A 21,785-nucleotide genomic window follows, 5' to 3' on the forward strand; every position below is an offset into this window, starting at 1 on the left:
TGAGGGGCTGTTTCCCGTCCATGATAGCATGGAGGAGATGTTCTTGTCCAGCTTTACAAATCCCGAGATCTGTCTAGTCAGCTGGAAAAGATTGAAAATGGAAAAAGGGTTTCAGCTCTGGTAAAGTAAAATACGGAAAGGAGGCTGACAGAAATGAGTGTACAGCAGGGAATTTTTTCGGCGAAGCTCTGTGAGATGGAGAAGCAGTATGAGAAATTCCAGGCTCATCTGGTGACGTGTCAGCAGATGGAACACGAGGCTATCAGAGAAGAGTGCCGCCGTATGGATCAGGAGTGTATGGAAAATGAGTACATCCTGAAGCAGGGCATGAAGGGGTGCCGCTCCCGCTCTGCCAGGCGGCTGGCTGACATCCAGCTCGAATATATGAAAAAAGCGGACGATATTTTAAAGAACGAGATGGCGGACGATATGTCCGATATAGAAGACCGTGCGGAGAGGAGGGCTGAGGCCAGCACTCTGTACGCGGAGTTCAGTATGGATTTCGCCGTTCAGGCCATGAGGCACGCCATGCGGGCGGCCCTGTCGGCCATCGATGCCCAGATGAGCTGTGAGGAACAAAAGACACAGGAACAGGAGGAAGCACAATGAAAGAAGTAAAGACACCGAAGAAACCGCTGATCTACTACTATATGATCGTGATCATCGCCCTCCTGCTTTTCAATTTCCTGGCCGTGCCCTTTATCACTGAGAGGGAGATCAAGGACGTGGACTACGGAACGTTTATCGATATGACGAATGAAGGGAAAGTAGGGAAAGCGGAGATACAGGAGCAGGAGAATACGATCCTTTTTACAGACAAAGATGAAGAGCATATTTATCGGACTGCCATGGTGCAGGACGAAGGCCTGACCCAGCGCCTCTATGACGCCGGAGTGTCCTTTTCAGGACAGGAGATCCAGCAGACGTCGCCCATCGTGACGGCCATCTTTTCCTGGCTGATCCCCATCATCATCTTCATCGCCATCGGACAGTACATGTCCAGGAAGCTGGCCAAGAGGGCGGGGGGAGGCCCCAACTCCATGATGTTTGGCATGGGAAAGAGCAATGCCAAGATTTACGTGAAGTCCTCTGAGGGGATTAAATTCTCCGATGTTGCAGGGGAGGACGAGGCAAAGGAAAATCTGACTGAGATCGTGGAGTATCTCCATGACCCCGGCAAATACAAAGAGATCGGAGCCTCCATGCCGAAGGGCATCCTCCTTGTGGGCCCTCCGGGAACCGGCAAGACTATGCTGGCCAAGGCCGTGGCAGGCGAGGCAAACGTGCCCTTCTTTTCCATTTCGGGCTCTGAGTTCGTGGAAATGTTCGTGGGCATGGGCGCCTCCAAGGTGAGAGATCTGTTCAGTCAGGCAAAGGAGAAGGCGCCCTGTATCGTCTTCATCGATGAGATCGATGCCATCGGAAAGAAGAGGGACGGCCAGCTGGGCGGAAACGACGAGAGAGAACAGACACTGAACCAGCTGCTTACAGAGATGGACGGATTTGAGGAGAACACAGGCGTCATCATCCTGGCGGCCACCAACCGTCCGGAATCCCTGGATCCCGCCCTCCTGCGGCCGGGACGGTTTGACCGGAGAGTGCCGGTGGAGCTGCCGGATCTGAAGGGCAGGGAGGATATTTTAAAGGTGCACGCCAGAAAGATCAAGGTGGCGGACAATGTGGACTTCAACAAGATTGCCCGCATGGCATCCGGCGCCTCGGGGGCAGAGCTGGCCAACATTGTCAATGAGGCGGCCCTCCGGGCGGTCCGGGATGGCAGGAAGTTTGCCACCCAGGCGGATCTGGAGGAGAGCATCGAGGTGGTCATCGCAGGCTACCAGAAGAAGAACGCCATCCTGACAGACAAGGAGAAGCTGGTCGTGGCCTACCACGAGATCGGTCACGCCCTTGTGGCTGCCATGCAGACCCAGTCGGCTCCGGTGCAGAAGATCACCATTGTGCCAAGGACGTCCGGGGCTCTCGGCTACACCATGCAGGTGGAGGAGGGCAATCACTACCTGATGACCAAGGAGGAGATCGAGAACAAGATCGCCACTCTGACAGGCGGAAGGGCAGCTGAGGAGGTGGAGTTCCACTCCATAACGACAGGCGCCTCCAACGACATTGAGCAGGCCACCAAGCTGGCCCGGGCCATGATCACCCAGTACGGCATGAGCGACACATTTGACATGGTGGCCATGGAAACCCGCACAAATCAGTACCTGGGCGGGGATACCTCCCTTGCCTGCTCTGCCCAGACCCAGGCAGAGATAGATCAGAAGGTTGTAGAGCTGGTGAAGCAGCAGCATGAGAAGGCCATCCGGATCATCCGCGAGAACAAGAAGAAGCTGGACGAGCTGGCACAGTATCTCTATGAGAAGGAGACCATAACAGGCGAGGAGTTCATGAAAATACTGACAAAGAAAGGTGAGGAGGGGCCGCAGTAACAGGAGCAATAAATTACAATAAGAGAGCAGGAATTCAGATTGCACCGACCGCCGTGATAGGATACTATAGATGTAACTATCTAAAATTCTACACGGCAAAAGGAGAAAATTTCTATGAGACCGGAACTGCGATTTGAGACAAAGAAAATGAGAGTGGCAGGACTCGGAGAGGAGTCCTGCCTTCCTGATCTTCTGGGGGAGAAGATCCTGCAGAACGACCTTGTCTTCCGGCTGAGCGAGGAGGATGAGATCTATGAGGGCTACGGCAGGCGGAAGAACGCCTACCCGTACAGACAGTACAGCTGCTACACCCGAAAGCTTGAGGAGAGGGACGTAGAAAGCGCTGTGCTGGAAAATGACTTCCTGAGAGCGGTCTTTCTTCCAGGGTACGGGGGACGGCTGTGGGAGCTGTGGGACAAGGAGAAGGGCCGCAACCTTCTCTACACAAACGATGTCCTTCGGTTCAGCAACCTGGCAGTGCGGAACGCCTGGTTCAGCGGAGGCGTGGAGTGGAACATCGGCGTTATCGGCCACACGCCCCTGACCACAGAGCCGCTGTATGCGGCCCGGACGGCTCTTGAGAGCGGGGAGCCCGTGCTGCGCATGTACGAGTATGAGAGGATAAGAAAAGTGACGTACCAGATGGATTTCTGGCTGGGGGAGAAGGATCGGTTCCTGAACTGCCGGATGCGGATCGTCAATGAGAGCAGCCAGGTCATTCCCATGTACTGGTGGAGCAATATGGCGGTTCCCGAGTACGAGGGCGGGCGTGTGATCGTTCCCGCAAAGCAGGCCTTCACCTACGCGGACGGCGCTGTGTTCAAGGTGGATATCCCGGTGGTGAACGGGGTGGATATCACGGACTATAAGAAAATTCCCCGGTCTGTGGACTACTTTTTCGACATCCCGCAGGAGTCGCCCAAGTACGTGGCCAACGTAGACAGGGAGGGCTTTGGCCTTCTCCAGATGTCCACCAAAAGGCTGCGCAGCCGGAAGCTTTTCTCCTGGGGCAGCCGGGAGGGCTCGGACAGGTGGCAGGAGTTCCTGACAGACAAGGCGGGCAGATATATCGAGATCCAGGCGGGGCTTGGAAAGACCCAGTACGGCTGTATTCCCATGGCGCCCCACACGGCCTGGGAGTGGCTGGAGAGATACGGCTCTGCCTGTGTGGAAAAGAAGGTGCTGGACCTTCCCCACGCCGCAAGGAGCGCCGCCCTGACAGCGGCCATACATAAGTCCGGGGAGCCGGAGCGGATGGAGCGGCTCCTGGCAGACACAAAGGCCATGGCCAAGAGCCCGGCCTGCCTGGTTCGCGCAGGGAGCGGCTATGGCGCTATGAGAAACCAGGGAAGGTGGACAGAGCATCTTGCCTTCCAGGTGCCGGAGGGGCCGCTTCAGAGCTGGCAGCGGTTCTTTGAGACCGGGGAGCTCAAGGCGCCGGATGTGACAGAGCGGCCCGATGAATTCCTCATAGACGGGGACAGTATCGGATTTCTGGAGAGCACCCTTGAGGGCTGCAACCGGGACAACTGGTACGCCTTTTACCAGGCCGGCGTCTGGCTGGCTCAGGCCGAACAGGGGGAGAGGGCCCGGACTATGCTGGAGCGGTCCCTGGAGCTTGAGGAAAATCCCTGGGCGTACCACGCCCTGGCCTGCGTCAGCCTGAGAGAGGGGGAGGAGATAAGAGCACGGGAGGAGATCCTGCGGGGCATGCATCTGGCGGCAGGGCTGCCCCGGCGGGAGGACCGGCTCCCCTACATGAAGGAGGGCTTCCGGATGCTGCATATGATGGGCGCATCGGAGGAGATCCGGACATTTTACAGAGAGATGGAGGCAGAGCTGAAGGCGAACAGCCGACTGAAATTCATCTATATTTTCGCTCTCCACAGACTGGGGGAGAACCGGGAGGCAGAAAGACTTCTGGAGGAGAGGGGAGGCCTTCTTTTAGAGGATATCCGGGAGGGGGAGGACTCCATCGGGAAGCTGTGGCAGTCTCTTCACCGGGATGAGGCCGGCAGGGAGGCGAAGCTGCCCCGCCAGTATGATTTCTCGGCCAGCTAGAGGAGCCGCCTCCAAGCCCTGTAAAAGAGCCCGCCGGAAGACCCTGCGTCCGGTTGAATTTCCTTTCTAAATGATGTATGATAAATAGCGGATTACGTACTGAAACAGCAGAAAGGAATATCCCTATGAAAGAAGAGAACAATACAAAAAACAGCCCGGACAGGCAGAAGGCGCTGGCCCATCTGCGAAACGCAAAGGAGCTTTTTGTCATCATATCCATGCACACAAGGATGCCCTTTGTCTTCTGCGATCCGGAGACCTTTGACGACGAGGTGCTTCTCTACAAGACGGAGGAGGAGGCCCAGAAGGGCGGGAAGCTCCTTCTGGCGCAGAAGGACCCGGTCAACATCGCAAAGCTGGAGAACAGGCATCTTTTGTCCTTCTACTCGAACCTGTTCACCATGGGAGTCAACGCCATGGCGGTGAACAAGGGGTTGGAGGATGAGATCCATCTGCAGCTGGGAGAGCTGGTAAAGAGGCCGGATATGGACAACCTTCCCGATGGGAGGAAATGGGTGGAAAACCCCCAGTTTCATCTCACCGCCCTCTATTTTATGCAGCAGATGAGAAAGGACCCGAAGCAGCAGATGACAGAGGAGCTCAAAGAGATGCAGGAGGAGCTGCTGGTTGACCTGCAGAGAGGAAAGTATCTCGTGCCGGCGGAGCCGGACAAGGGCCTCCTTGTCATGAAGCAGAAGGACGGGTCTGTGTTCCTGCCCATCTTCACCGATCCCGACGAGCTGCGCAAGTTCAACAGGGACAATAAGTACAGGACGGCGGTCATCGAGTACGCCAAGATCCCGGAGCTCCTGCCGCCTGAGGCCAAAGGGGTGATCGTGAACCCCCTGGGAGTCAATATCCCGTTCAATATCGCCCGGCCGAAGAAGACGGAGACGAAATAGGGGTCGGCGTCATATGATATATTAATCACAATGTGCGGAGGAGATAAAGGAATGATTTACGAGAATATACTTGAGGCAACCGGGAACACGCCTCTGATCCGGCTGAACCATATGACCGGACCTGAGGACGCCCAGATCCTCGTGAAATTCGAGGCTATGAACGCAGGCGGCTCCATCAAGACGAGGACCGCCCTTAACATGATAGAGGCAGCGGAGAAAAAGGGGCTGATCCAGCCCGGTAAGACTACCATCGTGGAGCCCACAAGCGGCAACCAGGGCATTGGCCTTGCCCTCATCGGCGCGGTCAAGGGCTACAGGACCATCATCATCATGCCCGACTCGGTGAGCGAGGAGAGGAGAAAGCTGGTAAGGCACTACGGGGCGGAGGTAAAGCTGATCCACGACGCAGGAAATATCGGAAAATGTATTGATGAGTGTCTGGAGACCGCCATGAAGATGGCGGCGGAGAATCCGGACGTGTATGTACCCCAGCAGTTTGAAAATGAGGCCAACAGCCAGGCCCAGAAGGAGCAGACGGGTCGGGAGATCCTGGAGCAGGCAGGTATCACTATTGATGGGTTCTGCTCTGGAATCGGAACCGGGGGCACTATCACAGGCGTGGGGGAGGCCCTGAAGGAGGCCAACCCGGACGTGGAGATCTGGGCGGCGGAGCCGGAGCACGCGGCCATCCTCTCAGGAGGAGAGGTGGGCACCCACATCCAGATGGGCATCGGCGACGGTGTCATCCCGGCCATCCTGAACCAGAAGATATACAGCCACATTGAGATCGTGACAGACGAGGAGGCCCTGGAGACAGCCAGAGAGCTGGCCTCAAAGGAGGGACTCATGTGCGGTATCTCCAGCGGGACGAATGTGGCCGTGGCAAAGCGCATGGCAAGAAAGCTGGGAAAGGGAAAGACGGTGGTGACGATCCTGGCGGACACGGCGGAGAGGTATTTTTCCACACCTCTTTTTGAGGGACAGTAGAGATGCTGCGAACACTGCTTTCCTATTTTAAGCCCCACATAGGCATCTTCCTTCTGGATATGTTCTGCGCCGTCCTGGTGGCGGCGGTGGATCTCGCCTTTCCCCTGGTGTCCAGGCACGCCATGTACGAGATGCTGCCGGATAAGCTGTACGGCACCTTCTTCACGGTCATGGCCATTGTGGCGGTCAGCTATGTGCTGCGGTCCGGCTGCAACTACATCATGACCTACTGGGGACACACCTTCGGCGTCCGGGTGGAGGCGGACATCCGGAGGGATTTGTTCCGTCACCTCCAGGATCTGGACTTTGAATTTTACGACGCTAACAGGACGGGAAAGCTGATGAACCGGCTGACGGGAGACCTTTTTGAGATCACGGAGCTGGCTCACCACGGGCCGGAGGACCTGCTGATCTCTGTCCTCACCATTGTGGGAGCCCTGGGAGTCATGTTCTCCATCGAGTGGCGGCTGGCCCTTGTAGTGGCGGTGATCATCCCGGTCTTTCTTGTGGTGGTCATGCTCTGCAGGCGGAGCATGTCGGATGCCTCCCTGCAGGTGAAGCAGAAGATGGCCTCCATCAATGCGGACATCGAGTCCTGTATCTCAGGCATCCGCACCTCAAAGGCCTTTGCCAACGAGGAGGTGGACCAGGCCCGGTTCGACCACTCCAACGATATGTTTAAATCTTCCAAGAGCGGCTACTATAAGGCGATGGGAAGGTTTAACGCCTCCCTGGAGTTTTTCATGTGCATCATGCCCGTGGCGGTGATCACCTTCGGCGGATGGCTGATCATGCAGGGGCGGATGAACTATGTGGACCTGATCACCTTTAATCTCTACATCAGCACCTTCATCACCCCGGTACGGAAGCTCTCCAACTTTGCGGAGATCTTCACCAACGGCACGGCGGGGCTTCGGCGCTTCCAGGAGCTGATGGCCATAGAGCCGACGGTGAAGGAAAAGGAGGGGGCTTTGGACCTGACTGTGAGGGAAGGGCGGATCGATATGGATCATGTCAGCTTTTCCTACAATGGAAACGGGGAGGTGCTGACGGACGTGGATCTTCACATCGAGCCGGGACAGACCGTGGCCGTGGTGGGACACTCCGGCGGCGGGAAGACCACCCTCTGCCAGCTCATTCCACGGTTTTACGATGTGACAGGCGGCTCCATCAGGATCGACGGGATGGACATCCGGGATGTGAAGAAGAGATCCCTGAGGGACAACATCGGCATGGTGCAGCAGGATGTGTTCATGTTTGCGGACACGGTGTACGAGAACATCCGCTACGGAAAGCCTGACGCCTCCTACGAGGAGGTGGTACGGGCGGCGAAGAAGGCGGAGATCTTTGAGGATATCATGGAGATGCCAGGAGGCTTTGACACCTACATCGGGGAGAGGGGGACCATGCTCTCCGGCGGGCAGAAACAGAGAATTGCCATCGCCCGCATTTTCCTGAAGGACCCGAAGATCCTCATCCTGGACGAGGCCACCTCGGCCCTGGACACGGTGACGGAGAGCTATATACAGAAGAGCTTTGACGAGCTGAGGGCTGGCAGGACAACCCTCATCATCGCCCACAGGCTGGCCACTGTGCGGGACGCAGACCGCATCATCCTGATCGACGACGGAAGGATCCAGGAGAGCGGCACCCACGAGGAGCTCATAAAAAAAGACGGGCAGTACGCCCGTCTGTATCACACGCAGGAGCTGAAATAAAAGCTTCCGCTGAAAGAACAGCTTCCCGGAATAAATCAGATGCTTTACAGGAGATTTTGCATGATGAGTGCATAGATCTCCTGGTTTTTTTTACTCCAGTTGTTGGAGATAGTCTCCGCCTCCGCCTCAGAGGGGACGGTCAGGGTCAGGTCGATGAGAGGCTGGTTGTTCTCGATGACCTGGCAGCGGACCGTGAATTCCGCGCCGGAGCCGGGGAAATAGTCGGACTTCACGGACACTTCATTTTTCAGCTCATAGTGCTTTTCCTTCAGGAATTCGTCGATGTCCTTCTGGATGGCATCGGAGATCTTGTTCCGGAAGAAGTGGATGGTCTCCTCGCCGTCCTCAGTCAGATGGTAGAAGGTCCTGCTGTGGGTCGCCTCCTCCCGGATAAATCCGGACTCAGTCAGCTCGGAAAGAGCCTGCTGGAGTTTGAAGTAGGTGGTGTAGCCCTTGTCCAGGATAAACCCGGAGATCTGGGCGTTTGTCAGCGGAAAATCCACTTTGTCCAGCATGTACAGTATGATCAGCTTGTATAGTGTAAATGGTTCAGACATGTATATAACTCCTTCCCTGCCAGATATGCTGGCGTTTCAGATAGGCGTGGAACTGGTTCAGCACGTACCGCTTGTTTCCGGTCCACAGGGGTGCGATGAGAAGCTCCTTTGGACCGTCTCCCGTGAGCCTGTGGATGACGATGTCGGGGCGCAGCATGCCAAGGCAGCCCCCCAGCACCCGGAAATAGTCCTCCATGCAGGGGATGAAAAAGGGGTGCGACTCATAGAAGCCAGCCAGATCTGTCCCTTTTAAAATATGCAGAAGCTGCAGCTTTATGCCCTGGATATCCATCCGGTTCAGCTGACGGATGGTCTGGTACATATCTTCCTGCGTCTCCCCCGGGAGAAAGAGGATCACGTGGACGATCACATCCAGCCCGGCGGCCCGCAGGTCCCGGACAGCCTGCTCAAACACGGGAAATGTGTAGCCTCTGCGGATGAAGGCGGCAGTCCTCTCGTGGATGGTCTGCAGGCCAAGCTCCACCCACACCGGCTTGATCTGGTTTACCTCTTTGAGGAGCTCCAGCACCTTATGTCCCAGGCAGTCCGGCCTGGTGGCGATGGAGAGGACCCGGATATCCGGGTGGGAGGCCGCCTCCAGGAAGAGGCGGCGCAGCCGGGACACAGGCCCGTAGGTGTTGGTGTAGGCCTGGAAGTAGGCGATGTAGCCGCTTCCTTTAAATTTTCCGGCTGACTGCTGCTTCCCGGACTCGATCTGCTCCGTGATGGACAGGCGCCGGTCCGAGGCGAAATCCCCGGAGCCACCCTGGCTGCAGAAGATGCAGCCCCTCTCGCCCAGGGTGCCGTCCCGGTTGGGACAGGTGAGACCGGCGTCCAGGGAGATCTTGTAGAGCTTTTCCCCGAAGGTCTGCCGGATGTGGTAGTCCAGGCTGTGGTAGGGCCTGCCGCTCCAGTATACGGGCTTTCTCGCCAGAGCTTCCGTCAGATTTTCCACTAGATCAGTTCCTTTACGGCTCTGCTCACCACGTCTGCCACGCGGGGGTCAAAGGCCTCCGGAAGGATGTTGTCCTCGCTCAGCTCCTCGTCCGGCACCAGGCCTGCGATGGCGTGGGCGGCGGCCAGCTTCATCTCCTCCGTGATCTGGGTGGCCCGCCCCTCCAGAGCTCCCTTGAAGATGCCCGGGAAGGCGACTACGTTGTTGACCTGATTGGGGAAGTCAGAGCGGCCTGTTCCCACGACTCTCGCGCCGGCCTCCCTGGCCAGATCCGGCATGATCTCCGGAACCGGGTTTGCCATGGCAAAGAGGATAGAGTCCTTGTTCATGGACGCCACCATCTCCTGTGTCACGATGCCGGGTGCGGACACGCCCACGAAGATGTCGGCTCCTTTGAGAGCGTCTGCCAGTGTGCCGGTCTTCTTTTCCAGGTTGGTGACCTTGGCCATCTCCTTTTGCATCCAGTTGAGATTTTCAGAGTGCTCCCCGATGATGCCGTTAATATCGCACATGGTCACATGGGGGAAGCCGTAGGTGAGGAGCAGCTTGGTGATGGCCACGCCGGCGCTTCCGGCGCCGTTCACTACCACCTGCACGTCTTCCTTTTTCTTTCCCGTCACTTTCATGGCGTTGATGATACCTGCCAGCACTACGATAGCTGTCCCGTGCTGGTCATCGTGGAACACCGGGATATTAAGGAGCTCTTTTAAGCGGGACTCGATCTCAAAGCAGCGGGGGGCACTGATGTCCTCCAGGTTGATGCCGCCGAAGGCGGGGGCGATGTTGACCACTGTTTTGATGATCTCCTCCGTGTCCTGGGTGTCCAGGCAGATGGGCACCGCGTTGACGCCGCCGAACTCCTTGAAGAGGACTGCCTTCCCCTCCATGACGGGCATGGCTGCCAGGGCGCCAATGTTTCCGAGACCAAGGACCGCGCTCCCGTCAGACACCACGGCCACTGTGTTGGCCTTCATGGTGTAAGTGTAGGCCGCCTCCTTGTTCTCTGCGATCACTTTGCAGGGCTCCGCCACGCCAGGTGTGTAGGCGATGGACAGATCCTCCCGGGAGCTGACGTGGGCCTTGGCCGTCGTCTCCAGCTTTCCGTTCCATTCTCTGTGCATTTCAAGGGCTTTTTCCTGTAATGTCATATGAATTCCACCTTCTTCTTTTCGTCTTTTTATACCGCTTATAATCATAACATTCATTTATTTGCGGCGCAATAAAAAACATTTCTATAAAATTGGGGGTTTAAAAATCGGGAAAGGTATTGTATAATAAGCCTATATTTCAGTTCGGTCAAGTCAGACTAACAATCCCGAAAACATAAAGATAAACAAACAGTGAAAGAAAGGATTAGTTTATATGCGAGAAAAATATGAGTCTCTTTCCCTTGCCACGCTGAAGGATCTTGCGAAAGCGAGAGGACTGAAAGGTATCTCCGGCCTGAAGAAGGCGGAGCTTATCGAGCGTATGCTTGAGGAGGATGAAAAGGATAAACAGAAAGCGGAGAAGGCGGAGGAGAAATCTGCCGACAGACCTGCGGAGAACAGAAGCGCCTCGCGGGGGGACAGGCATGAGAGGTCTGATCAGCACCGCCAGGAGGGGCATCGCAAAAATATGAAAAATGTGAACGCAAACCACTCTGATATGAACCAGGTGAAGCTGACTGAGGACAATGTAAAAGAGCTGTCCGCCAACACGGGAGACCGGGAGATCCATGACATAGACCGCCTGGACAGCGGCATTACAGCCCACGGCATCCTGGAGGTCATGCCCGACGGGTACGGTTTCATCCGGTGCGAGAACTATCTGCCCGGGGACAACGACGTGTACGTGTCCCCCTCCCAGATCCGCAGATTTAATCTGAAGACCGGGGATATCCTGGAGGGAAACACGAGGATCAAGACACAGCAGGAGAAATTCAGCGCTCTTCTGTACCTGTCCAGGATCAATGATATCCATCCCGCCGTGGCGGCCAGAAGGCCCAACTTTGAGGATCTGACCCCCATCTTCCCCAACGAGCGGCTGTCCCTTGAGAGCGGCAGGAGCAGCACAGCCATGCGTATCATGGATCTGTTCTCCCCCATCGGAAAAGGGCAGAGAGGTATGATCGTGTCCCCGCCGAAGGCAGGAAAGACTACCCTCCTCAAGGAGGTGGCCCTCTCTGTCAAGAGGAATAATCCGGAGATCCATCTGCTCATCCTCCTCATCGACGAGCGCCCCGAGGAGGTGACAGACATCAAGGAGACCATCGCGGGAAAGAACGTGGAGGTCATCTACTCCACCTTTGATGAGCTGCCGGATCACCACAAGAGGGTGTCCGAGATGGTGATCGAGCGGGCCAAGAGGCTTGTGGAGCACGGCAAGGACGTGATGATCCTTCTGGACAGCATCACCAGGCTGGCCAGGGCCTACAACCTGATCGTGCCGCCTTCAGGGCGCACCCTCTCCGGAGGTCTGGATCCGGCGGCCCTGCACATGCCCAAGAGGTTCTTCGGAGCGGCCAGAAACATCCGGGAGGGCGGAAGCCTGACGATCCTGGCCACAGCCCTTGTGGACACGGGAAGCAAGATGGACGATGTGATCTACGAGGAGTTCAAGGGAACAGGAAACATGGAGCTTGTGCTGGACAGAAAGCTGTCTGAGAGGCGTATGTTCCCGGCTATCGACATTCCCCAGTCCGGCACAAGGCGGGAGGATCTGCTTCTTTCAAGGGAAGAGCAGGAGGCCGTCACATCCATGCGCCGTGCTCTCAACGGCATGAGGGCGGAGGAGGCCGTAGACAATATCCTCAACATGTTCACACGCACCCGGTCCAACAGGGAGCTTGTGCAGCTTGTAAAAAAGACAAAAATAATCTAGACAAGAGTAAAGTTTTGTGATACAATTACAGAGCTGTTTAGAAAAAGAATAAGATTATTGCGCTCTGGCGCGAGAGAATAAAGAAGAGGTGAAAGGCAATGAAAGAAGGAATACATCCAGCTTACTATCAGGCAACTGTAACATGCAACTGTGGAAACACATTTGTGACCGGTTCTACAAAAGAAGATATCCACGTAGAAATCTGCTCCAAGTGCCATCCGTTCTACACAGGACAGCAGAAAGCCGCTCAGGCTCGCGGACGTGTAGATAAGTTCAACAAGAAATACGGCCTGGACAAATAAGATGACAGTGAAAGGGTTGAGATTTTACGATCTCAACCCTTTTTCATAGCAGGAATTAAGGAGGACATCTATGAAATCTTCGAATATAGGCGGCCAGGCGGTCCTGGAAGGGATCATGATGAAGCACAGAGAGGAGTATGCCGTGGCGGTGAGGAAGCCGGACGGACAGATCGAGGTGAGCCGGGACCGCTACACGGGGATCGCCGGCAGAGTGGGCGCCCTGGCAAGGGTTCCCTTTATCCGGGGGATTTTCAATTTTGTAGATTCCCTTGTGCTGGGGATGAAGACCCTCACCTGGTCGGCCAGCTTTTTTGAGGACGAGGAGGAAGAGAAAAAGGAGCTGACAAAGGATCAGGAGGAGCAAAAGGAGAGACAGGAAAAGTGGATCATGCGGGGCGTTGTGGCTTTCTCCGTTGTGCTGGCGGTGGGCATCTTCATGGTGCTTCCCTATTTCCTGTCCGGACTTTTGGAGCCCCTTGTCCCCTCCTATCATGTGCGCACCGTGATCGAAGGCTTCGTGCGCATCGGTATCTTTATCGTCTATATCCTCCTCATTTCCAGGACGGAGGATATCCAGCGCACCTTTATGTACCACGGGGCGGAGCACAAGTGCATCAACTGCATTGAGCACGGCCTTCCCCTGACGGTGGAGAACGTGCGGATCAGCTCCAGGCAGCACAAGAGATGCGGCACCAGCTTTCTCTTTTTTGTCCTGCTGATCAGCATCATCCTGCTGCTCCTCGTCCAGGTGGAGTCCCCGGTCATGCGGGTGGCCGTGCGCATCGCCCTTCTGCCGGTCATCGCGGGGATTTCCTACGAGGTGCTCAAGGCCGCGGGAAATTCAGACAATCCGGTCATTAATCTGCTCAGCATGCCGGGACTTGGCATACAGAGACTGACCACAAAGGAGCCGGATGACAGTATGATCGAGGTGGCCATCCAGGCGGTGGAGGCTGTCTTTGACTGGAGGGAATATGAGAGAGAAAACTTTGGCACAGACCGGGCAGCTTAGGGCCCTTGTGAGGGAGGCGGCGGAAAAGCTGTTTGAGGCCGGGATCGAGGAGGCGCACCTGGACGCCAGACTTCTTCTGGAGTATGCCGCCGGCATCACCGTCCAGGACTACATGATGGATCCCTTCCAGGTGCTGCCGGAGGAGAAAGTGCGGGCCTACCACGAGGCGGTGGAGAAGCGGGCCGCCAGGATCCCTCTGCAGCACATCACCGGGCAGCAGGAATTCATGGGATATCCCTTCCGTGTCAATGAGCACGTGCTGATCCCAAGGCAGGACACGGAGACGTTGGTGGAGTGCGCTCTGGAGAAGCTGGAGCCGGAGATGGAGGTACTGGATCTTTGCACCGGTTCCGGGTGCATCGCCGCCAGCCTCTATTTAATAGGAAAAAAGCAGGGGAAGGTGTTCCCGGATCGCTGTTTTGACGCGGCAGACATCTCGGCGGAGGCCCTTGACACAGCGAGGGAGAACTGCCGGGCGCTGGGGGCGCAGGTACGCCTGATACACAGTGACCTTTTTGAGAGGATCGAAGGCTCCTACGACATGATCGTGTCCAACCCGCCCTACATCAGGCGCGGCGTCATAGAGGGGCTGCAGGAGGAAGTGCGGCTGCACGACCCCTACATCGCCCTGGACGGCCACGAGGACGGCCTTTACTTCTATCGCCGGATTGCCGATGAGGCGGGCCGGCATCTGAAGCGGGGCGGATGGGTTCTCCTGGAGGTCGGACATGACCAGAGTAAGGACGTGTCCCGGTTCCTTGCGGAGGCCGGATTTACCTGCATCCAGGGGAAAAAGGACCTGGCCGGACTTGACCGTGTTGTCATGGGCATGTACAATAAATAAAGTGCAATGAATAGTAGGAGGAGAGAACATGTTTGATAAATTGGACGATCTGCTCGTGCGCTATGAGGAAATCATGAACGAGCTGTCAGAGCCGGGCGTGGCGGACAATCAGGACCGCTTCCGGAAGCTGATGAAGGAGCAGAATGACCTGGCCCCTATTGTGGAGGCATATAAAGAGTACAAGGCAAACAACCAGGCCATCGAGGACAGCCTGGTGATGCTGGAGGAGGAGACAGACGAGGAGATGAAGGAGCTGGCCAAGGAGGAGCTGAGTGAGTCCAAGGCCAGAGTGGAGGAGCTGGAGCAGAAGCTGAAGATCCTCCTTCTCCCCAAGGACCCCAACGATGACAAGAACGTTATCGTGGAGATCCGCGCCGGCGCGGGCGGCGATGAGGCGGCTCTCTTCGCAGCCGAGATCTACCGCATGTACGTCCACTACGCGGAGAGCCGCAGGTGGAAGACAGAGCTGATCTCTGTCAATGAGAACGGCATCGGCGGCTTCAAGGAGGTGGTCTTCATGATCACCGGCCAGGGGGCCTACTCCAGGCTGAAGTACGAGAGCGGCGTCCACCGTGTGCAGAGGGTGCCGGAGACAGAGAGCGGCGGCCGCATTCACACATCCACCATCACCGTGGCCATCATGCCCGAGGCGGAGGATGTTGACGTGGTCATCGATGAGAAGGATATCCGCATCGACGTCATGCGAGCCTCCGGAAACGGCGGACAGTGCGTCAACACCACGGACTCGGCTGTCCGTCTGACCCATTACCCCACAGGCATCGTGATCTACAGCCAGACAGAGAAATCCCAACTCCAGAACAAGGAGAAGGCCTTCCGGCTCCTGAGATCCAAGCTCTATGACCTGGAGCTGGAGAAGCAGCAGGCATCCCAGGCGGAGGCCCGCAGAAGTCAGATCGGCACAGGGGACCGGTCCGAGAAGATCCGGACCTACAACTTCCCCCAGGGACGAGTGACAGACCACCGGATCAAGCTCACTCTCCACAAGCTGGACAGTGTGATGAACGGGGATCTGGACGAGATCATCGACAGCCTGATCGCGGCGGACCAGGCGGCCAAGCTGGCGAATATGAACGAAGAATAGACAGAGTTTAAGGAGAATAAGGACTGATATTGTATGTTGGAATTTGATTTTAAGAGGCCCCAGCTGGAGGACAAGGAAGTGATCTCCCATTATTTTAAGCATCACACCAGCCGCAGCTGTGAGCGGACCTTCGTGAATGTATTTCTCTGGGCAAGGTTCTACAATGTGACCTTTGCCATCATTGAGGACACGCTCGTCTTCAAGAGCGAGGGTGAGAACAGCTTTGCCTTTGCCTACCCGGCGGGAGAACCGGAGAACGTGAAGAAGGCGCTGGATACGCTGTACCAGTACAGCCAGGAGCGGGGCGTGCCCTTCCGGCTGTACAACGTGACCCCGGATCATTTTGAGCAGATCGAGGCCTGGTATCCGGGACGGTTCCAGATTGAGTACAACGAGGATCTGGCCGACTATGTGTACGAGTCAGAGAAGCTCTGCACCCTGGCGGGCAAGAAGCTCCACGGCAAGCGGAACCACATCAACAAGTTCAAGTCTCTCTACGAGGGGCGGTGGAGCTATGAGACCATGTCAGGCGACAATGTGGAGGAGTGCTTCCAGATGGCGCTGAAGTGGAGAAACCTGAACGGCTGTGACGACGATCCGGAGAAGAACTCCGAGATGTGCGTCACACTCAACTCCCTGCGGCTTTTCAGGGAGCTGGAGCTGACGGGAGGCATCCTCAGGGTGGACGGACAGATTGTGGCCTTCACCATAGGGGAGCCGGTCTGCTCCGACACCTTTGTAGTGCATATTGAGAAGGCCTTCCCGGATGTGCAGGGAGCCTACACCATGATCAACCAGCAGTTTGTGGAGCATGAGTGCATGGACTACAGGTATGTGAACCGGGAGGAGGACACAGGGGACGAGGGACTGCGCAAGGCAAAGCGCTCCTACAGGCCTGTGTTCATGGTGGAAAAAGGCGTTGTGACAGAAAAAAATTAGGGTCTGCAGGCGCGCCGGAAAGGGCGGGGCAGGCAGAACCAGGTGCAGGATAAGGAGGAAAAAGAAATGATCGCAGATAAGATGAAGGGAATGGTGGCAAACAGCTCAGCAATCCGTGCCATGTTCGAGGAGGGCACAAGGATGGCGGAGAAGTTTGGAGCGGAGAATGTATATGATTTCAGCCTGGGCAATCCCAATGTCCCGGCTCCCGCCTCTGTGAAGAAGGCGATTATCGAGCTTCTTGATGAGGAGGACCCGGTGGTGCTCCACGGCTACACCAACAGCAACAGCGGCTACGCGGACGTGAGAGAGACAGTGGCCCAGTCCTTGAACCGGCGTTTCGGAACCTCCTTTGAGGGAAAAAACATAATCATGACCGTTGGGGCAGCAGGGGGACTCAACGTGATCCTGAAGACATTGCTGAACCCGGGGGACGAGGTCATTACCTTTGCGCCCTACTTTGGAGAGTACCGCTCCTACACGAACAACTATGACGGCGTTCTCGTAGAGGTATCTCCCGACACAGCCACCTTCCAGCCCAAGCTGGACGAGTTCGAGACAAAGATCACCCCGAAGACAAAGGCGGTTATTGTCAACACCCCCAACAACCCAACCGGTGTCGTGTACTCCGAGGATACCATCAAAAGGCTGGCGGCCATCATGGAGGCAAAGCAGAAGGAGTTCGGAACAGATATTTACCTCATCTCCGATGAGCCTTACCGTGAGCTGGTGTACGACAAAGTGGAGGTTCCCTATCTGACGAAATACTACGCCAACACGATTGTCGGCTATTCCTACAGCAAGTCCCTGTCCCTGCCGGGAGAGCGGATCGGCTACCTGGTCATCCCGGACGAGGTGACGGACAGCGAGACCGTGCTCTCTGCCGCCAATGTGGCCACCCGCATCCTGGGATTTGTGAACGCCCCCACTCTGCAGCAGAAGGTGGTGGCAAAGTGCATCGACGAGGAGACAGACATCTCCTTCTACGACAGGAACCGGGAGACTCTCTACGGCGGCCTGAAGGAGTGCGGCTTTGAGTGCATCAAGCCGGAGGGGGCCTTCTACCTCTTTGTAAAATCTCCGGTGGAGGATGAGAAGGAATTCTGCGCGGCGGCCAAGAAATACCACATCCTCATGGTGCCGGGAAGCTCCTTTGCCTGCCCGGGCTACGTGCGGCTGGCCTACTGCGTGTCCCACGAGACCATTGTGAATTCGCTTCCGGGGTTCAGGGAGCTGGCCAAAGAGTATTTCTAGAGAGGACGGACAACGCATGGAAGCATTTGAGCGAAATATACGGAAAGTGGAACCCTACGTGCCGGGTGAGCAGCCCCGGCAGAGGGTGGTCAAGCTGAATACAAATGAAAATCCCTACCCCCCGGCGCCGGGGGTGGAGCGGGCTCTTAAGGAGCTTGACACGGCGGATTTCCGCCTGTATCCGGATCCGGCCTGCAGCGTGCTGGTGGACGCCATCGCGGATTTCTACAAGGTGGGAAGAGATCAGGTGTTCGTGGGAGTGGGCTCCGACGATGTCCTGTCCCTGTGCTTCCTCACCTTTTTCAACTCGGATAAACCGATCCTTTTTCCGGACATCACCTACTCCTTCTACAAGGTATGGGCCCAGCTGTACCGCATCCCGTATGAGTGCAAGAGGGTGGATGAGCAGTTTCGGATCGTTCGGGAGGACTACTACGGGGAGAACGGGGGCGTCATTTTTCCCAACCCCAACGCACCCACGGCCCTCTACGAGGATCTGGAGCTTGTGGAGGATATCCTCCGCCACAACCGGGATGTGATCGTCATTGTGGACGAGGCCTACATAGACTATGCGGGGCCGTCGGCTGTGGAGCTGGTGGACCGGTACGACAATCTTATCGTGACCCAGACCTTCTCCAAGTCCCGGTCCATGGCGGGCATGCGCATCGGATATGCCATTGCGAATCCGAAGCTGATCCGGTATCTGAACGATGTGAAATACTCATTCAACTCCTACACTCTGAACCGTGCCTCCCTCGTGTGCGGGGCGGAGGCGGTAAAGGACCGGGCCTATTTTGAGGAGACGGTGGAGAAGATCAAAGCCACGCGGGAGAGAGCCATGGAGAGGCTTGGAAGCCTTGGCTTTTCCTGTACAAGGTCCAGCGCCAACTTCCTCTTTGCTACCCATCCGGACTGCGACGCGAGGGAGCTCTTTGAGGCGCTGAAGAGAGAGGGCATCTACGTACGCTGGTGGGATAGCGAGAGAATCCGCCAGTACATGCGCATCACAGTGGGAACGGATGAGGAGATGGAAAAGCTCTTTGCCTTCCTGGAACAATATCTTTCAAAAGGGGAATAAAACATGTTAAGACTTATATTACAGGGAGTTGTGGTCGGAGTGGCCAATATCATACCGGGAGTCAGCGGCGGAACCATGATGGTCGCCATGGGACTTTACGACAGGCTGATCCACGCCATCACCCATCTGAAGAGTGAATTTGGAAAGAGCATGAAGCTGATCCTTCCCATTCTGATAGGGGCGGCGCTTGCCATTGTGATCCTGTCCAGGGTGTTCGAGTTTCTTCTGGAGGTGTATCCGATCCCGACGAACTTTGCCTTCTGCGGACTCATCGCCGGCAGCCTTCCCTTTATCTTCCAGAAGGTGAAGGGCCACAGGCCGACCGTCAGCAGGATGATTCCGCTTCTCGTGTTCTTTGCCATTGTCATCCTGATGGCTGTCATGGGGGAGACAGGGGGAAAGGCGGCGGATGTGAGCTTTACCCTGATCAACGAGATCAAGCTGCTGCTGGTGGGGATTATCGCCGCGGCCACGATGGTTATTCCGGGTGTGAGCGGCTCCATGATGCTGATGCTGCTGGGCTATTACGATACGATCCTTCGGACCATCAACCAGTTTATGGACGCCCTGTTTGCCTTTGACGTGCCGGAGCTTCTGGTGCGGTGCGGCATACTGATTCCCTTTGGCATCGGCGTGCTGCTGGGAATTTTTCTGATCGCCAAGATCATAGAATTTATTTTTGCCCGGGCAGAGATCCACGCGTACTACGCCATCATCGGCCTGATCGTGGCGTCTCCCCTGGCGATCCTCATCAAGATCGACTGGAGCACGTTCTCGATCCTCACACTTGCCGCGGGCATTGTGGCATTTGTGGCCGGCTGGTTTGTCGCAGGGCGCCTGGGAGGAGAATAGACTGACTCACAGAAACAGCCGGAGGTGCTTTTATGGAATATTCCCACGAGATCATAAGACCCAACGAGGACATCCCCTTCAAGCTTTTTGTGTTCGAGGGGAAGGACGGAAACTACATAAGGCAGAAGCACTGGCATCGGTCCATAGAGATATTCGCCCTCTTTGAGGGGGAGCTGACGTTCTTCATCAATGAGGAGGAATATCCCTTAAGGCCCGGTGAGTTTATGCTGGTCAATTCCAACGAGGTACACTCTGTATTTTCGCCAAGGGCAAACCAGACTATCGTGCTGCAGATACCGCTCTCTACGTTTGAAAATTACTACACTGATGAGCGGTTTATTTATTTTTCCCGCAGCTCCAGGCTCCAGGACGACGAGGTGATGAAGCTCATCGAGGATATGTACCGGACCTACAGGGCCAGGGAATGTGGCTACGAGCTGAAGGTACAGAGCCAGTTCTACATGCTGATCTACATCTTGGTGACAAAGTACCGGAAGATGGAGGTCAATCCGGAGATGGTGCGCATTGGGAAAAAGCTGAACCGCCTGTCCGCCATCACGGATTATATGAAAAAGAACTATAATAAGGAGCTGTCCCTGGAGACGCTGGCCAGAACCTTTGGCTACTCGCCCACCTATCTCTCCAGGATGTTCCGAAAGTATGCCAAGACAAACTATAAGGCCTACCTGGACGGCATCCGCCTGGAGCACGGCATGGAGCAGCTTGAGAGGACGGATCTCTCCATAGGGGAGATCGCGGTGCGGTGCGGCTTCCCAAACAGCAAGTCCTTTTCCAGAGCGTTCAGGGAGAAGTATGGGGTGCTGCCGAGCAGATTTCGAAAAGGGGACTGACAGGGAATGAAGTATTTTAAAGATAACAACCGGCTGATGTATGTGGTCATGGCAGCCACGGTCCTCCTTGCCCTGAGTATCATGGTCGGATTCAGTGTGTTTCTGAACCAGGACAGAGACGGGAAGAAGGGGGACGCGGACGATGGACAGAGCTATGCCTACCATGTGGCCATGGTCAGCGGAGATACATCGGACGTGTTCTGGGAGTCTCTCTATGAAGAGGCCAGAAGCACCGGCGCCAGTGCCGGCATCTACGCGGAGAATTTCGGCGCTCTGCTGAACGAGGACTACACGGCCTCGGAGCTGATGCGCATGGCGATAGACTCAAGAGTGGACGGGATCATTGTGGAGACGGACGACACGAAGGATATAGAGGAGTTGATCGGCCAGGCGGAGGAGGCGGGCATCCCCGTCGTCACGCTGATGGAGGATATTCCGGAGAGCGGCCGGGTCAGCTACGTGGGGGCCAATGATTATACTCTGGGTGAGATGTACGGGCAGGAGGTGCTGAAGGCGGTGGGAAGTGACAGGACCAGCGCGAGCGCCGCGGTGCTCGTGCCGGTGAACGAGGAGGAAACCTCACCCAGCTTTATCTACACCGGCATCAGTGAGACGGTTGGCCGTGCCTCCGGAGCTATATCCGTGTCCACGGTGCGGACAGGGGAAGACAGGGAGTTCCTGTCAGAGGAGCGGGTGCGCAGCCTTCTGCTGGACGAGGAGAGCCGCCCGGATGTGCTTGTCTGCCTGAATGTGGTGGACACCATCAGCGCCTACCAGTGTGTCAGGGATTACAACCTGGTGGGGAAGGTGAAGATCATCGGCTACTACTCCTCCCCGGAAATACTGGAGGGTATCCAGAAGGGCATCATCGAGTCCACCATTGTGGTGGATGCCAGGGAGGCAGGGGAGCTGTGCATGCAGGCCATGGAGGAGTATCTGTCCCAGAGATACACAAGCGAGTACTTTCCGGTGTCTGTGAAGCTGGTCAATGAGGCAAACGTGGAAGAGTATATCCAGGAAGAAAGCGGGGAGTAAGAGATGGAGGGATCCCAGTCAAAGTCA

General features: G+C 56.3%; 20 protein-coding genes. 17 read left to right on the forward strand and 3 right to left on the reverse strand.

Going from position 1 to position 21,785, the window contains the following annotated elements:
- The first annotated feature begins 153 nt into the window (after window positions 1-153).
- The 6 genes from H7U36_RS12445 (at window position 154) to H7U36_RS12470 (ending at window position 8,115) form a co-directional block, all read left to right on the forward strand.
- A complete protein-coding gene (locus H7U36_RS12445) occupies window positions 154-609 on the forward strand; it encodes a hypothetical protein (protein WP_033124297.1) in 456 nt (151 codons plus the stop codon).
- Entirely contained in the window at window positions 606-2,447 is a 1,842-nt protein-coding gene (gene ftsH / locus H7U36_RS12450; RefSeq protein ID WP_033124296.1) for an ATP-dependent zinc metalloprotease FtsH, read from the forward strand. Before H7U36_RS12445 ends, ftsH begins: the two co-directional genes overlap by 4 nt.
- A 114-nt stretch (window positions 2,448-2,561) precedes the next feature.
- Window positions 2,562-4,508, forward strand: a complete 1,947-nt coding sequence (locus H7U36_RS12455) for a DUF5107 domain-containing protein (protein WP_205156253.1) — start codon at window positions 2,562-2,564, stop codon at window positions 4,506-4,508.
- Window positions 4,509-4,633: 125 nt separating this feature from the next.
- Window positions 4,634-5,410 carry an SseB family protein gene (locus H7U36_RS12460; RefSeq protein WP_033124294.1) on the forward strand — a complete coding sequence of 259 codons (777 nt, stop codon included), beginning with the start codon at window positions 4,634-4,636 and terminating at the stop codon, window positions 5,408-5,410.
- Between the two features lie 51 nt (window positions 5,411-5,461).
- The gene (cysK, locus tag H7U36_RS12465) at window positions 5,462-6,397 is read left to right on the forward strand and encodes a cysteine synthase A (protein ID WP_033124293.1); all 936 of its coding nucleotides are present in this window, start codon (window positions 5,462-5,464) and stop codon (window positions 6,395-6,397) included.
- Between the two features lie 2 nt (window positions 6,398-6,399).
- On the forward strand, window positions 6,400-8,115 hold the full coding sequence (locus H7U36_RS12470) for an ABC transporter ATP-binding protein (RefSeq protein ID WP_205156254.1): 1,716 nt from the start codon (window positions 6,400-6,402) through the stop codon (window positions 8,113-8,115).
- A gap of 44 nt (window positions 8,116-8,159) precedes the next feature.
- Here the strand turns inward: H7U36_RS12470 and H7U36_RS12475 are convergent, their stop codons facing one another.
- From H7U36_RS12475 to H7U36_RS12485, 3 genes are read right to left on the reverse strand one after another with little or no spacing between them, the layout of a single operon-like run.
- Complete coding sequence (locus tag H7U36_RS12475; RefSeq protein ID WP_033124291.1) at window positions 8,160-8,672, reverse strand: DUF4364 family protein; 513 nt, start codon at window positions 8,670-8,672, stop codon at window positions 8,160-8,162.
- Window positions 8,665-9,627 (reverse strand): tRNA modification radical SAM protein MnmL/YtqA, encoded by a 963-nt coding sequence (locus H7U36_RS12480; RefSeq protein WP_330637134.1) that lies wholly within the window; start codon window positions 9,625-9,627, stop codon window positions 8,665-8,667. The genes H7U36_RS12475 and H7U36_RS12480 overlap by 8 nt, the downstream gene beginning before the upstream one ends.
- Complete coding sequence (locus H7U36_RS12485) at window positions 9,627-10,775, reverse strand: NAD(P)-dependent malic enzyme (RefSeq protein WP_033124290.1); 1,149 nt, start codon at window positions 10,773-10,775, stop codon at window positions 9,627-9,629. The genes H7U36_RS12480 and H7U36_RS12485 overlap by 1 nt, the downstream gene beginning before the upstream one ends.
- A 214-nt stretch (window positions 10,776-10,989) precedes the next feature.
- Between H7U36_RS12485 and rho the strand changes: the two genes are divergently transcribed.
- The 11 genes from rho to H7U36_RS12540 all read left to right on the forward strand — a co-directional run bounded on the left by rho (window position 10,990) and on the right by H7U36_RS12540 (window position 21,758).
- A complete protein-coding gene (gene rho / locus H7U36_RS12490) occupies window positions 10,990-12,489 on the forward strand; it encodes a transcription termination factor Rho (RefSeq protein WP_205156255.1) in 1,500 nt (499 codons plus the stop codon).
- 98 nt (window positions 12,490-12,587) lie between these two features.
- Window positions 12,588-12,791, forward strand: coding sequence for a 50S ribosomal protein L31 (rpmE, locus tag H7U36_RS12495; RefSeq protein WP_033124288.1), 204 nt, complete (start codon window positions 12,588-12,590; stop codon window positions 12,789-12,791).
- 70 nt (window positions 12,792-12,861) lie between these two features.
- A complete protein-coding gene (locus H7U36_RS12500) occupies window positions 12,862-13,803 on the forward strand; it encodes a DUF1385 domain-containing protein (RefSeq protein WP_191428847.1) in 942 nt (313 codons plus the stop codon).
- Entirely contained in the window at window positions 13,766-14,647 is an 882-nt protein-coding gene (prmC, locus tag H7U36_RS12505; RefSeq protein ID WP_205156256.1) for a peptide chain release factor N(5)-glutamine methyltransferase, read from the forward strand. The genes H7U36_RS12500 and prmC overlap by 38 nt, the downstream gene beginning before the upstream one ends.
- A gap of 28 nt (window positions 14,648-14,675) precedes the next feature.
- Complete coding sequence (prfA, locus tag H7U36_RS12510; protein WP_033124285.1) at window positions 14,676-15,749, forward strand: peptide chain release factor 1; 1,074 nt, start codon at window positions 14,676-14,678, stop codon at window positions 15,747-15,749.
- Window positions 15,750-15,782: 33 nt separating this feature from the next.
- Window positions 15,783-16,688: a DUF2156 domain-containing protein gene (locus H7U36_RS12515; protein ID WP_205156257.1), complete on the forward strand. Its 906-nt coding sequence runs from the start codon at window positions 15,783-15,785 to the stop codon at window positions 16,686-16,688.
- Window positions 16,689-16,754: 66 nt separating this feature from the next.
- The gene (locus H7U36_RS12520; RefSeq protein ID WP_033124283.1) at window positions 16,755-17,942 is read left to right on the forward strand and encodes a pyridoxal phosphate-dependent aminotransferase; all 1,188 of its coding nucleotides are present in this window, start codon (window positions 16,755-16,757) and stop codon (window positions 17,940-17,942) included.
- 16 nt (window positions 17,943-17,958) lie between these two features.
- Window positions 17,959-19,020: a histidinol-phosphate transaminase gene (gene hisC, locus H7U36_RS12525; protein ID WP_033124282.1), complete on the forward strand. Its 1,062-nt coding sequence runs from the start codon at window positions 17,959-17,961 to the stop codon at window positions 19,018-19,020.
- 3 nt (window positions 19,021-19,023) lie between these two features.
- Window positions 19,024-19,872, forward strand: coding sequence for a DUF368 domain-containing protein (locus H7U36_RS12530; RefSeq protein ID WP_033124281.1), 849 nt, complete (start codon window positions 19,024-19,026; stop codon window positions 19,870-19,872).
- Between the two features lie 32 nt (window positions 19,873-19,904).
- A complete protein-coding gene (locus H7U36_RS12535; protein WP_138303239.1) occupies window positions 19,905-20,723 on the forward strand; it encodes an AraC family transcriptional regulator in 819 nt (272 codons plus the stop codon).
- A 6-nt stretch (window positions 20,724-20,729) separates the two neighbouring features.
- Complete coding sequence (locus H7U36_RS12540; RefSeq protein ID WP_033124279.1) at window positions 20,730-21,758, forward strand: sugar ABC transporter substrate-binding protein; 1,029 nt, start codon at window positions 20,730-20,732, stop codon at window positions 21,756-21,758.
- Window positions 21,759-21,785: the final 27 nt, after the last annotated feature.

The organism is Faecalicatena fissicatena (assembly GCF_016900595.1).
Taxonomy (GTDB): Bacteria; Bacillota; Clostridia; order Lachnospirales; family Lachnospiraceae; genus Claveliimonas; species Claveliimonas intestinigallinarum.